The sequence below is a fragment of the Streptomyces sp. HmicA12 genome, from assembly GCF_000373565.1.
Taxonomy (GTDB): domain Bacteria; phylum Actinomycetota; class Actinomycetes; order Streptomycetales; family Streptomycetaceae; genus Streptomyces.
In genome coordinates this window covers 406,641-420,287 of record NZ_KB891797.1, presented here as the reverse complement: position 1 = coordinate 420,287, position 13,647 = coordinate 406,641, and the positions used below count along the sequence as shown (strand labels likewise).

Annotated in this window: 9 protein-coding genes; 3 read left to right on the top strand and 6 right to left on the bottom strand. The window is 71.1% G+C overall.

What is annotated here, in order from left to right; translation table 11 throughout:
* Positions 1-21: 21 nt before the first annotated feature.
* The gene (locus B072_RS0102060; protein ID WP_018528273.1) at positions 22-1,293 is read right to left on the bottom strand and encodes a LolA family protein; all 1,272 of its coding nucleotides are present in this window, start codon (positions 1,291-1,293) and stop codon (positions 22-24) included.
* Between the two features lie 264 nt (positions 1,294-1,557).
* Positions 1,558-2,568 carry a polyprenyl synthetase family protein gene (locus B072_RS0102055; protein ID WP_018528272.1) on the bottom strand — a complete coding sequence of 337 codons (1,011 nt, stop codon included), beginning with the start codon at positions 2,566-2,568 and terminating at the stop codon, positions 1,558-1,560.
* Positions 2,569-2,802: 234 nt separating this feature from the next.
* Between B072_RS0102055 and B072_RS0102050 the strand changes: the two genes are divergently transcribed.
* Entirely contained in the window at positions 2,803-4,308 is a 1,506-nt protein-coding gene (locus B072_RS0102050; RefSeq protein ID WP_018528271.1) for a peptide MFS transporter, read from the top strand.
* Positions 4,309-4,317: 9 nt separating this feature from the next.
* Positions 4,318-6,327 carry a CocE/NonD family hydrolase gene (locus tag B072_RS0102045; RefSeq protein ID WP_018528270.1) on the top strand — a complete coding sequence of 670 codons (2,010 nt, stop codon included), beginning with the start codon at positions 4,318-4,320 and terminating at the stop codon, positions 6,325-6,327.
* A gap of 59 nt (positions 6,328-6,386) precedes the next feature.
* On the opposite strand, the gene B072_RS0102040 is transcribed toward B072_RS0102045, so the two are convergent.
* The 3 genes from B072_RS0102040 to B072_RS0102030 form a co-directional block, all read right to left on the bottom strand.
* Positions 6,387-7,187 (bottom strand): HAD family hydrolase, encoded by an 801-nt coding sequence (locus B072_RS0102040; RefSeq protein WP_018528269.1) that lies wholly within the window; start codon positions 7,185-7,187, stop codon positions 6,387-6,389.
* Positions 7,188-7,342: 155 nt separating this feature from the next.
* A complete protein-coding gene (locus tag B072_RS0102035; RefSeq protein ID WP_026245366.1) occupies positions 7,343-8,545 on the bottom strand; it encodes an FAD-dependent oxidoreductase in 1,203 nt (400 codons plus the stop codon).
* A 124-nt stretch (positions 8,546-8,669) separates the two neighbouring features.
* Entirely contained in the window at positions 8,670-9,923 is a 1,254-nt protein-coding gene (locus B072_RS0102030; RefSeq protein ID WP_026245365.1) for a hypothetical protein, read from the bottom strand.
* Between the two features lie 261 nt (positions 9,924-10,184).
* Between B072_RS0102030 and fahA the strand changes: the two genes are divergently transcribed.
* Positions 10,185-11,441 carry a fumarylacetoacetase gene (gene fahA, locus B072_RS0102025; protein ID WP_018528266.1) on the top strand — a complete coding sequence of 419 codons (1,257 nt, stop codon included), beginning with the start codon at positions 10,185-10,187 and terminating at the stop codon, positions 11,439-11,441.
* Positions 11,442-11,599: 158 nt separating this feature from the next.
* Here the strand turns inward: fahA and recQ are convergent, their stop codons facing one another.
* Positions 11,600-13,528 (bottom strand): DNA helicase RecQ, encoded by a 1,929-nt coding sequence (recQ, locus tag B072_RS42180; RefSeq protein WP_018528265.1) that lies wholly within the window; start codon positions 13,526-13,528, stop codon positions 11,600-11,602.
* Positions 13,529-13,647: the final 119 nt, after the last annotated feature.

Sequence of the window (13,647 nt, the reverse complement as noted above, 5' to 3'; positions counted from 1 at the left end):
ACACCGTCAACTGCCGTGTGTTCAGGCCGCGTCGGCCGCCTTCACCAGCGCTTCCTTGGTGACCGCGCCGGCGTAGACCGTGCCGTCCTGCGTGACCAGCACGTTGACCAGGCGCGTCGAGTAGACCGTGCCCGAGCCGAACGTGCCGGAGACGCGGTCCCCGAGCGAGCTCAGGAAGTTCTGCGCCTCGGCCGGCATGTCCGCGGAGCCGGTGCCCGAGGCCAGACCCGCCGCACCCGAGTCCTTCGGGAGCTTCAGCTCGGCGATCGAGGTCCAGCCCTCACCGATGACGTTCAGCCCGTCGAGGCTCTCGGCGCCCTTGAACTCCTCGGGCGCCTTGCCGCGGCCCTGGTGGTCCTGCGTCGACAGTTCGTCGGCCTCGGTGACCTTCGTGCCCTTCGACGGCTTGAAGTCGAACGTGGCCGCCGAAGGCTTGGCGAAGTCGACGCTGGTGAATCCCGCGTCGACGACGGCCGCGCCGCCGCTCGCCGGGGTCAGCGTGAACTTCAGCGGCGTACCGGTCTTCGCGTCCACGGACACGGTGACCGCGCCGACCGTCGAGCCGGACTGCTTGGGCTTGATCTGCAACCGGTACGCGTCCCGGCCCGCGACCTGCGCCGTACCGTCGACCGTGATCGACGTGGTGTCCCCGGACGCCTTGAGGATCTCGTCCGTCAGCTCCTTGGGCGTGGCGGGAACCCCCGAGCCCTTCGCGCCCTTCGCGCCCTTCTCCGCCTTCTGGTCCTTGCCGGACGCCTGGTCCGCCTTCGCGTGGTACGCCTCGTCCGACGCGCTGTCGTACGCCCACACGTCGTCGCCGTTGTGGATCACGCTGTACTCGGCGGCGTCGTCGAGGATCGACAACTTCTGCCGGTTCTCGCCGTCCGCGGCGACGCGCAGCGTGTGCGTGCCGCTCGCCAGCTCGGTCAGTTTCGTCTTCGGGTCGGCCGAGGAACCGTCGCCCTTGCCGCCGCCTCCGCCGCCCCCGAACGAGGACGCGGCGCCGCCCAGCGAGGGCAGCCCCAGATCCGTGTGGATCTTGACGGTGCCGGACAGCTGCTCGGTGTCCGACGCGGCGATCTTCTCGATGAGCTCCTGCGCGGTGACCTTCGGCAGGTCCGGGTCGCCGGAGTCGGCGAGCGCCGGGACGAGGCCGATCGTCGCCGCGGCCACCCCCAGCACGGCCACCGGGACCACGTACCGGGCGGCCCTGCGACGCACGGCGCTCCGGCCGGCGTGCTGATCCGCGTGCTGATCCGCGCCCTGGCTGTCTTCGCTCTCGTACGGTGCCATGTCTGTTGCCCTACCTCCGTGATCGGCGGCGGCTTACCGTCCTGTGCACTCGTCGCACTTCTACGCACTCGTTCTTGCACGCTGATGCGCGTCCACCCCAAGCCGCCATTCTCACCCGAATTGGTCAGGAGTGGTGTACTCAATCTGACCAAACCGGCCACGCGGAGGCGTCAGACCGCGGGATCAACTCCGCGTACACCTACGGGATGACACGGCGGGGCAACGCCGCCCCCACCCCGTAGGGGAGACGCCGCCCGAGCAGGTCTAACCGGCGCGGTGGACCACCGCGTCGCACAGCTCCATCAGCGCCGCCTTCGCCTCGCACTCCGGGAGCGGGGCGAGGGCCGAGCGGGCATCCTCCGCGTACCGGACCGTGTCGCGGCGGGCCTGGTCGAGGGCCGGGTGGGCGCGCAGCCGGGAGACGGCCTCGGCGAGCCGGTCGTCGTCGGACAGGTCCGCGTCGAGGAGCTCGACGAGCGCCTTGTCCTCGGGCAGCCCGAGCCTCTCGGCGCGCTCGCGCAGCCGCAGCACCGGCAGCGTGGGAATGCCCTCGCGCAGGTCGGTCCCCGGCGTCTTGCCGGACTCGTGCGAGTCGGAGGCGATGTCGAGCACGTCGTCGGCGAGCTGGAAGGCGACGCCGAGCCGCTCCCCGTACTGGGTGAGGACGTCGACGACGGTCTCCTCGGCGCCGGACATCATGGCGCCGAAACGGCAGGCCACGGCGATCAGCGAGCCGGTCTTGCCGGCGAGGACGTCCAGGTAGTGGTCGACCGGGTCGCGGCCGTCGGCCGGGCCCGCGGTCTCCAGGATCTGGCCGGTGACCAGGCGCTCGAACGCCTCCGCCTGGATCCGTACGGCGTCCGGGCCGAGATCGGCCAGAATGTGCGAGGCGCGGGCGAAGAGGAAGTCGCCGGTGAGCACGGCCACCGAGTTGCCCCAGCGGGTGTTGGCGCTGGGCACCCCGCGGCGCACGTCCGCCTCGTCCATCACGTCGTCGTGGTACAGCGTCGCGAGGTGCGTGAGCTCGACGACGACGGCCGAGGGCACGACGCCCTGGGCGTACGGGTCGCCGAACTGCGCGGAGAGCGTCACGAGCAGCGGCCTGAACCGCTTGCCCCCGGCTCGCACCAGGTGCTGAGCGGCCTCCGTGATGAAGGGAACCTCGCTCTTGGTGGCTTCGAGCAGTCCCTCCTCGACAGCCGTCAAACCGGCCTGGACATCGGCTTCGAGAGCCTGGTCCCGCACGCTAAGACCGAAAGTCCCGACGACGGTCACGAGTGGGTCTCCTGTCTGCTGACGATCACGACGATCACATGGCTAAACGCGGTCGATCTGTTCGATCATTCGGTCGATGACACGGTTTGTCGATGTGTCGCTGCCATCACTCAAGTCAGCGTATCCGGTCGCGTTTCGATCACACGGGGCGCCTGCCCGTGCAGGCCAGATCGGGCGGGCCCCAGACACCCCCGGTATGTTCTTCATCATCCGATAAGACCGGGAGTGTGCCCTTTGTCCCGCACTGCCACCGACAACGAGAGCGCGGCGGACCAGCCGCCACCGGGTGACGACACCGCCTTCTTCGGGCAGCCGCGCGGGCTGCTGACCCTGTCGGGTCTGGAGGTCTGGGAGCGGTTCTCGTTCCTGGGCATGCAGGCCATCCTCGTCCTGTACTTCGTCGACACCGTCGCACACGGCGGCCTGGGGATGAACCCCGGCACGGCGGCATCGGTCTCGGCGGCGTACGGAACCCTCGTCTACCTGGTCTCCGTCGCGGGCGGCTGGCTCGCCGACCGGATGCTCGGCTCGTACCGGGCCGTGCTGTGGGGCGGCATCCTCATCGCCTGCGGCCACTACGCCATGGCGGTGCCGACGACCACGATGACCTGGGTGGGCCTCGGCCTGATCAGCGCCGGCACCGGCCTGCTCAAGCCGAACGTGGCCACCATGGTCGGCAAGCTGTACCGCACCGAGGACCAGCGCCGTGACGCCGGCTTCGCGCTGTACTACATGGGCATCAACATCGGCGCGTTCCTCGGCCCGCTGATCACCGGCTGGCTCGGCGACCACAAGGGCTGGCACTGGGGCTTCTCGGCGGCCGCGATCGGCATGACGCTCGGCCTGATCCAGTACGTGCTCGGACGGCGTCACCTGGCCGGGCGCAAGGCCTCCGCCGAGTTCCGGCTGCCGGACGAGGCGATGCGCCGGGCGATCCGCATGATCGTGCTCGGCGTCGTCGTGGTGGCCGTGCTCGCCGTGCTCCTGGCGATCGTGGGCTGGCTGACCATGGACCGCTTCGTCGACCTGCTGACGATCATCTCCGTCATCGCGCCGATCGTGTACTTCGCGGTGATGTTCAAAAGTCCCCGGGTCAGCGCGGAGGAACGCGGCCGCCTGCGCCCCTACCTGGTCCTCTTCCTGGCGTCGGTGGCCTTCAACTTCATCCTCTTCCAGGCCTACTCGACGATGATGCTGCTGGCCTCGACGAACGCGCGGACCGAGATCTTCGGCTTCCACTTCCCCGCCAGCTGGTACGCCTCCGCGCTCGGTGCCTTCGAGGTCGCGCTCGCCCCCGTCGTGGCCGCCGTGTGGGCCCGGATGGGCCCCCGCCAGCCGCACGCCTCCAACAAGATCGCCATCGGGGTGATCCTGGGCGGCCTGTCCTTCATCCTCATGGTGCTGCCGACGTCCGGGCACAGCGACGACACGTACCTGATGTCGGTCTGGTGGATCGTCGGCTCGTACCTGCTGCTGGGCCTCGGCGACATCCTCCTGGAGACGTCGGGCATGTCGGCGACCACGAAGCTCGCCCCGAAGGCCTTCGCCAGCCAGACGATGTCGCTCTGGTTCCTCTCCCTGGCCCTGGCCAACGGCATCCAGGCCCAGACCGTCAAGCTGTACGGCGAGGTCTCCAACCCCGCCTACTTCGGCGTCAACGGCGCGATCGCCGTCGCGGTCGGCGTCGCCGTGATCGCCCTGGCGCCGTGGTTGCGGCGCACCATGCACCCCGTTCACTGAGGTACTCCCATGACCCCTGCTTCTCCCAGCATCCAGACCGACTTCCCGTACGGGACGACCCGCGAGGACCTTCGCGTACCCCTCTCCGACGGGACGACGCTCTTCGCGCGCGTCTGGCGCCCGGTGACCGACGAACCGGTCCCGGTCCTCCTCGAATACCTCCCGTACCGGCTCTCCGACTGGACGGCGCCGCGCGACTGGCAGCGCCACCCCTGGTACGCGGGCCACGGCTACGCCTCCGTACGCGTCGACGTCCGCGGCCACGGCAACAGCGAGGGCATGCCGGGCGACGAGTACGACGCGCAGGAGCTGAGCGACGGGGTCGAGGTGGTGAACTGGCTCGCGGAGCAGCCCTGGTCGTCCGGCAAGGTCGGCATGTTCGGCATCTCCTGGGGCGGCTTCAACTCCCTCCAGATCGCGGCGCTCGCCCCCGAGCCGCTGAAGGCGATCGTCACGGTCTGCTCCACGGACGACCGCTACGACAACGACGTGCACTACACGGGCGGTTCCGTGCTCGCCGTCGACATGCACGCCTGGGCGGCGACCATGCTGGCCTTCGTCGCGCGCCCGCCGGACCCGAAGTTCGTCGGCGACGGCTGGCGGGACATGTGGACCAAGCGCCTGGAGGCCGTCGACCCCTTCATCCACACCTGGCTGAGGCACCAGACGCGCGACGACTACTGGCGCCACGGCAGCGTCTGCGAGGACTACTCGGCGATCAAGGCCGCCGTCCTCGCGGTCGGCGGCTGGCACGACCCGTACCGCGACACGGTCCTGCGCCTCGTCGAGCACCTCCCCGACGACCAGGTGCGCGGCCTCATCGGCCCGTGGTCGCACCAGTACCCGGACCGCGGCCTGCCGCCGGGACCCGCGATCGGCTTCCTCCAGGAGACGCTGCGCTGGTGGGACCACTGGCTCAAGGGCGAGGACAACGACGTGATGTCCGAGCCGAAGCTCCGCTCGTACCTCAGCGACTCGCACCCGCCGGCGACGGTCTACGACGAACTCCCCGGCCACTGGGTCGGCGACCCGGCCTGGCCCTCCCCCCACGTCTCCCCGGTCTCCTACGCGCTCCAGGGCGCCCCGGTCCTGGTCCGCTCCCCGCAGCACACCGGCCTCGACGCGGGCCGCTTCTTCCCGTTCGGCAACGACGCGGACCTGCCGCCCGACCAGCGGGACGAGGACGCGAAGAGCGCGTGCTTCGAGTTCGAAGTGCCGCAAGAAGTACGGGTGTTGGGGCGCCCCCGGGTCACCCTGCGGATCTCCTCGCAGGCCGCCCGCGGGCAGGTCGTGGCGCGGCTGTGCGACATCGCGCCGGACGGCTCGTCGACGCTGGTGACGCGCGGCGTGCTCAACCTGTCGGCGCGGCACGGCCGTTCGGCGAACGTGCCCTGGGTGCCGGGCACCACCGAGGACGTCACGTTCGAGCTGAACGGCATCGGCCACGCCTTCCCGGCCGGCCACCGCATCCGCCTCGCGGTGTCCTCGGCCTACTGGCCCTGGGTGTGGCCGCAGCCCGGCTCGGAGGCCGGATTCACCCTGAACCCGGTGGGCAGCGCGCTCGAACTCCCGGTCAGGTCGGCCGAGCCGGGAGGCGGCGCCCGCTTCGAGGCGCCCGAGCAGTCGGAGCCCCTGGGCGTCGCGTACCCCGCCTCCCTGGAGGAACAGCGTCCCGAACGCCTCGTCGTACGGGACGTGGCCAAGGGCGAGTGGAAACTGGAGGTCGACCCGCGCTACGGCGGCACCCGCGTCTACCCCGACGGTCTCGAGTTCACCGAGGACGCGCTGGAGACGTACGTGGTGCGCGAGGACGACCCCCTGTCGGCCAGGACCCGCTCCGACTGGTCGATCCGCCTGCACCGGCCGGAGATGTCGTGGGACGCGACGGTGACGACGCGCTCGGAGATCTCCTGCACGGCCGGTGAGTTCGTGACGTCCAGCGAGGTGGTGTGCCGGGACGGGGACGAGGTGGTCTTCCACCGGACGTGGGAGGAACGGATCCCGCGCACAGCCGGGTGAGTTCGGTGCCGGGGCGGAAGGCGAGGCGGTGGCCGTGGGCGGGCCCCGCTCGCCGCGGCTCAGCCGTACAACCGCTCCAGCACCGCCGCCACCCCGTCCTCCTCGTTCGACGCGGTGACCTCGTCGGCGACGGCCTTCAGCTCGGGGTGGGCGTTGGCCATCGCCACCCCGCGCCCCGCCCACCCGAACATCGGCACGTCGTTCGGCATGTCCCCGAAGGCGATCGTGGCGCCGGGCCCCGCGCCAAGCCGCTCGGCGGCGAGTTCCAGACCGGTGGCCTTGGTGACTCCGCGCGGCTGGAGTTCGACGGTGCCGGGCCCCGACATGGTGACGGTGGCCAGCGGGCCGACGGCGGTGCGGGCCACGTCCGCCAACTCGTCGTCGGTCAGGGCCGGGTGGCGCAGCAGCACCTTGCTGATGGGCGCCGCCCACAGCTCCGTCCGGTCGTGCACACGCACCGCCGGCAGCGTCGGGTGCGGCATCAGGTACCCGGGCTCGATGAGCGTGAGGCCGTCCACCCCGTCCTGGTCCACGGCCGCGTGCACCTGCCCGACCTCCGCCTCGATCTTCCCGAGCGCCTGCTCGGCCAGCTCCCGGTCGAGGGTGCGGGACCACAGCAGCCGGTCGGTCCCGGAGTCGTACAGCTGCGCCCCCTGCGCGCACACGGCGAGCCCACCGGTGAGGTCGGCGAACAGCGGGCGCACGCGCGGCGCGGGCCGCCCGGTGACCACGATGTGCCGGGCCCCCGCGGCGGCTGCTCGCGCGAGGGCGTCCCTGGTCCGGTCGGAGACGGTGTCGTCCCCTCGCAGCAACGTGCCGTCCAGGTCAGTGGCGATGAGTGCATATGCGGGTGCGGCCATGATCCGAAGAATACGGATCGACCGCCGCAGGGACCCGACGTGTACCGGCCGCCCTGGGCGGATGGTCGCCCGGCGCCGGTAGCGGCACCGCCACGTCACCCGTTCGGGCTAATGGGGGCTCGTCGGGTGACGCGGGCGAACGCGCCGGACCGGGCCTACCCGTGCGCCGCGGACAGATGGCGGGCCAGCCGCGGCGAGGCGAACTCCGTGCCGCACACGAAGCGCATCACCGGCCCGTACGACGAGCCGCCCAGCATCCCGGTGAAGTACAGCCCGGGGATCGACGAGACGTACCCGGCGCCTAGGCGCGGCGTGCCCCGGCTGGCCGCGAGGCGGGTGCGCAGGCCGTCGCCGAGGAACGGCATCGCGGCGAGGTCGACGCGGTAACCCGTCGCCGCGATGACGTGGTCGGCGCCGAGCTCCTCGTGGCGCCCGCCGTGCGGGCGCACCCGCACGACCGGCGCACCGTCCGCGACCGTCACCCGGTCCACCGCGGCGACGTCCCGGACCCCGACCTTGCCCTCGAACCGCTCCCGCAGCCACCAGGCGCCCAACGGCCCGAGCACCCGCTTGACCAGGTAGTGCCGTGCCTGGGGCGGCAGTTGACGGTACTGGTGCGGGTAGTACGTGAACGCGTACAGCGACCAGGCGTTGCCGAACGGCGTCGCCGGGCGGAACTTCGGCTGGTCCCACGGCGGCGACCCGAACCGCACCCGGCCCTCTCCCCGCGCCACGACCCGCACGCTCGCGCCCGCCTCGGCCGCGAGCGCCGCCGTCTCCAGGGCGGACTGGCCCGCGCCGACGACGATCAGCTCCTTGCCCGCGAACCGGGTCAGGTCGTGGTGCTGGGCGCTGTGCGAGACCGGGCCCGTCGGTGAGGGACCGTCCGGTACGGCCGCGGCGAACTCGCGCGGCAGATGCTCCAGGCCGGACAGGCCGGTGGCGACGACGACGGCGCGGGCCGTGAACTGCTCGCCCGAGTCCAGCTTCAGCTCGAAGCCCACGGTGCCGCGCCGGTCGACGGAGACGACGCGCACCCGCTCCAGATCGGGCACCAGCTTCTGCTGGAACCAGTCGCCGTACGCGACGAACGTCTCGGCGGATATCAGGTCCTCGTCCGTCACGAGCCGCTCGATGCCGGCGGCGTCGCAGTAGTCGACCAGAGCGTGACCGCGCTGCGGTGCGTCGATGTTCGACGCGGACGGGACCGACTTGAGGATCATGCCTTCGGGCATGTGCGAGCGCCAGCTCACCATGGGATCACCGAAGACCCTGACGGGAATGCCGCGCGCCCGCAGATGCGCGGCGGTCGACAGGCCGTACGGGCCCGCGCCGATGACAGCTACCGGATGGATCACGAAGTCCCCTCCCCGGGACGGCAGTTGCTCGTGCACTGCGTCTCTTGCTTCGCGGTTCTGCGCGCCGCCGGTCCCACCCCACCCGCCGGCCACTGGCTCCCGGCTGCCGGCGATCGGCCGTTCGCTACTGGGCGGTGGCGCCGGTGGTGCTGCCGCGGCGCTGGGTGCGCCACAACTGGTAGAGATGCTTGGCACCCGGGGTGACGAACCGGGCGAGCATCGTGAAGAACGGCCGTGGGTCGTCGGCCGCCCACCACGCCAGCTCCGTGCCGCTCGCGCGGGACGGGGCGTGCGGGGTCGTGTAGCCGCTGCGCCGATAGGCGAGCAGGGCCGGCAGGTCGATGTTCTCCACGACGTACCGATGTCCCGCGCGCTGTTCCCCCTCCGGGACGGCGCGGCCGGTGAGCTGCAGGTGCATGGCGCGGACGACGTCGATGCCCGCCTCGCTCTCGAAGAGGCGGAACTGGGCGCCCATCCGCGGGTTGAAGTCGAGGAGTTTGTACTGTCCGTCGCGCCGGTCGAAGCGCAGGTCGAGGTCGATGATGCCGGTGAAGCCGATCTGTTTGATGAAACGTGCGGTGAGGTCGGAGAGTTCCGGATTGTCGACCACGTACGCGTGTGCCGTCATGCCCGCGTGCGGCGGCCAGGAGCGGACCTTGACGCCGGTGAACAGCGCCCGGGGCGTGGAGTCCTGGTCGAAGTACGCGTGCACGATCCAGTCCTCGGCGTCCTCGCGCGGCAGGTACTCCTGGAGGATCACGCCGGGGCTCTCGCCCCAGTCCCGGGCGAGCTCCCGCAGGCCGTCGGGGGTCATGATCTTCGTCGTCCCGTTGACCGCGGGCCGGGTGCGGCGCGTGAACGCCTCCCGGTTCTTCGCCACCACCGGAAACCGCGCCTGCGTCGCGAACGCCTCGATGTCCGCCCGGCTGCCGGGAAAGGCCGCCGCCGGCGAGGGGATCCCGTGCTCCACGCACAACGCGTGCAGCCCCTGCTTGCTGGCGAGCCGGCGCGGCAACTCCCGGTCCACCGGCGGAAAGAGGAAGCCCGCGTCGGCCAACGGCGCCTGATGCTCGGCGATGAGCACGGCCGCTTCCTCGTCGGTCGGGATCATCACGGTCGGACGTCCGATGCGCCGGGCGACCCTCAGCAGTCCGTCGACGAGCCGCTCCGGGGCCTCCGCCCCGGTGGTCCGCCAGGGAAAGGCCCGGCGCAGATAGCGCGAGGCCGCGGCGGGCGTGTAACGGTCCTCGGTGATCGCGTACATGGGGACACCGAGGCGGCCCAGGCTGCGGATGGCGCCCACTCCTCCGTGGTGCAAGGGATAGTCGCCGAACTTCACGATGAGGCCCGGCACGTCCCGGTCCACGGAGAAGGGCAGTCTTCCGGCGCCGCTTCGAGCACCGCTTCCTGCACCACCGCGTGCGCTACCGGCGCTTCTGGCCACGGGTCCCCCCACGTGTCCCGATCCCCCTCCGGACACGGATCCACCCCGCCCGCGCCCGCCGGACATAGACGCTAAGCCGGAACCGACCCCTCTATCAACGGGTCATTCGGACATTACGAACTCTTTAGGCACTGCCCGAACGCGCGGCTCCCACGTAACGTGTGGCCCACCCGATGGAAAGTGAGGCACGTAGGCATGGCAGCCGCAGCCGCGTCCGAGCACACCCCGCTCGACTCGCTCGACCCTCTCGACCTCCCCGAAGGCCACCCCTTCGGCCCGCACAACCTCCCTTACGGAGTGTTCAGTCACGCCGGCGAGGGACCCCGCGTCGGCGTCCGCCTCGGCGACCACGTCCTGGACGCGGGAGCGGTGGGCACGGCGCTCGGCTCCCCCCACGGCAGCCTCCTGGCCCGCCCGTCCCTCAACCCGCTTCTCGCCGCGGGCCGTACGACGTGGTCGGACGTGCGCCGCGCGGTGACGGAATGGGTGACGGTCCCCGCCCACCGGGATGTCGTCCGCGCTCATCTCCACCCGCTCACCTCGGTGACGCTGCACCTTCCCTTCGACGTCGCGGACTACGTCGACTTCTACGCGTCCGAGCACCACGCCACGAACCTCGGCCGCCTGTTCCGCCCGGACGAGGCGGCTCTCAAGCCCAACTGGAAGCATCTGCCGGTGGGTTACCACGGTCGCGCCGGCACGGTCGTGGTCTCCGGGACGGACGTGGTGCGCCCGAGCGGTCAGCGCAAGGGCCCGAGCGACCCGGCCCCGGTCTTCGGTCCTTCCGTGCGCCTCGACATCGAGACGGAGGTCGGTTACGTCGTCGGCGTCCCGTCGGCGCAGGGCACGTCCGTCCCGCTCTCCTCCTACCGCGACCACGTCTTCGGACTGTGCCTGCTGAACGACTGGTCGGCGCGCGACATCCAGAACTGGGAGACGGTTCCGCTCGGCCCGCACCTCGGCAAGTCGTTCGCGACGTCGATCTCGGCCTGGATCACGCCACTTGAGGCCCTGGACGCGGCCCGCGTGCCCGCCCCCGAGCGCTCGGTGCCCCTCCTGCCCTACCTGGACGACGCCGACCCCGCTCTCGACCCGGCGGGCTACGACCTCCGCATCACGGTCTCCCTCAACGGCCACACCATCTCGGAACCGCCCTTCTCCGGCATGTACTGGACCGGCGCCCAGATGCTGGCCCACATGACGGTCAACGGCGCCTCCCTGCGCACCGGCGATCTCTACGGCTCCGGCACCATCAGCGGCGCCGAGGAGAACGAGCGCGGCTCCCTGATCGAGATGACCTGGAACGGGCAGCGGCCGCTCGAACTCCCCGACGGCAAAAGGGGTTTCCTGGAGGACGGCGACGAGGTGACCCTGTCGGCGTGGGCCCCGGGCCCGAACGGGGTCCGGGTGGGCCTCGGCGACGTCACGGGCCGCGTCGTGGGCCACGTGTAGGTCGCGTTTGCCGGGTGCGGCTCGGCGGGGCGACCCCAAGGCGCCCTGGGCGAGCGAAGCTCGCTCCAGGGGCGCGGGGAACTGGGCGACCAGCCACCCACCGGCCCGCAGCCGCGCGGCAACCGCACCCGGCAGACGCACCCGCCCTCAAGCCACGACTACCAGTCCACGTCCTCGAACTCCGGCTCGGGCCCGAAGTCCGGCTCAGCGCCGAATTCCGCCTCGGGCTCGGACGGACCCTTCGCCCCACCGGGCTCCCCCGAGAGCACCTCGAGCACCCCTTCCCCGTACGTCGCCAGTTTCTTCTCGCCGACGCCACCGATCGTGCCCAACTGGGCGAGTGACGTGGGCTGTTGCAGAGCGATCTCCCTGAGCGTGGCGTCGTGGAAGATGACGTACGCGGGCACCCCGTTCTCCTTGGCCTGCGCACCGCGCCAGGCGCGCAGCGCCTCGAAGACGGGGACCAGCTCGGCCGGCAGATCGGCCGCGACCGTCTTGGCCTTGCGCTCCCGCGAGGACGAGCGGGAAGCGGCGGGCCGCGGCGCCTCCTTGCGCAGCCACACCTCCCGCTGCCGCCCGAGCACGGTGCCGCTCTCCTCGGTCAGCACCAGCGTCCCGAACTCGCCCTCGACCGCGATGAGCCCCTGCGCCAGCAACTGCCGCACCACACCACGCCATTCGGCCTCGGCCAGCTCCTCGCCGATGCCGAACACGGACAGCTGGTCGTGGTCGAACTGGATGACCTTGGCGGTGCGCTTGCCGAGCAGGATGTCGATGATCTGGCCCGCGCCGAACTTCTGCCGCCGCTCCCGGTCGAGCCGCACCACCGTGGAGAGAATCTTCTGCGCGGCGACCGTGCCGTCCCAGGTCTCGGGCGGGGTCAGGCACGTGTCGCAGTTGCCGCACGACGCGGTCGCCTCCTGCCCGAAGTACGTCAGGAGCTGGGCCCGGCGGCACTGCGCGGTCTCGCACAGCGCCAGCATCGAGTCCAGGTGGGAGGAGGCCCGGCGGCGGAACGCCTCGTCGCCCTCCCCCATGTTGATGAGCTTCCGCTGCTGGACGACGTCCTGCAGTCCGTACGCCATCCACGCCGTGGACGCGAGCCCGTCACGGCCGGCGCGCCCGGTCTCCTGGTAGTAGCCCTCGACGGACTTCGGCAGATCCAGGTGCGCGACGAACCGGACGTCCGGCTTGTCGATGCCCATGCCGAACGCGATGGTCGCGCAGACGACGAGGCCCTCCTCGCGCAGGAACCGCGACTGGTGCCGCGCGCGGGTGCCCGCGTCGAGGCCCGCGTGGTACGGAACGGCCTCGATCCCGTTCTTGCAGAGGAACTCGGCGGTCGCCTCCACCGACTTGCGCGACAGGCAGTACACGATGCCCGCGTCGCCCTCGTGCTCCTGCTTGAGGAAGGTCAGCAGCTGCTTCTTCGGGTCGGCCTTGGGCACGATCCGGTACTGGATGTTGGGCCGGTCGAAGCTGGCCACGAAGTGCCGGGCCCGCGGCATGCCGAGGCTCTGGGTGATCTCCTGGTGCGTGGCATGCGTCGCGGTCGCGGTGAGGGCGATGCGCGGCACGTCGGGCCACCGCTCGCCGAGCACGGACAACGCCCGGTACTCGGGCCGGAAGTCGTGCCCCCACTGCGCCACGCAGTGCGCCTCGTCGATGGCGAAGACGGAGATCTTGCCGCGCGAGAGGAGATCGAGCGTGGAGTCGAGGCGCAGCCGCTCCGGTGCGAGATAGATGACGTCCAGCTCACCGGCGAGGAACTCGGCCTCGACGGTCCTGCGCTCGTCGAAGTCCTGCGTCGAGTTCATGAACCCGGCGCGCACACCGAGCGCCCGCAGCGCGTCCACCTGGTCCTGCATGAGCGCGATCAGCGGCGAGACGACGACGCCCGTACCGGGCCTGACCAGCGCCGGGATCTGGTAGCAGAGCGACTTGCCGCCGCCGGTCGGCATCAGGACGACGGCGTCGCCGCCCGTCACCACGTGCTCGATGATCGCTTCCTGCTCGCCCCGGAACGCGTCGTACCCGAACACGCGGTGGAGCGTGGCGAGCGCCTCGCTCTCCGTCACCTCAGCCATACCCTCAGTCCCGTCCTGCCGATCCCGACTACCCCCGCAACCATAGGGGTCCGGACCGACAGCCCGAGAGTTATCCACAGCAGCCCCTGTGGATAAGTTCCTCACAATCAGAATGTCGT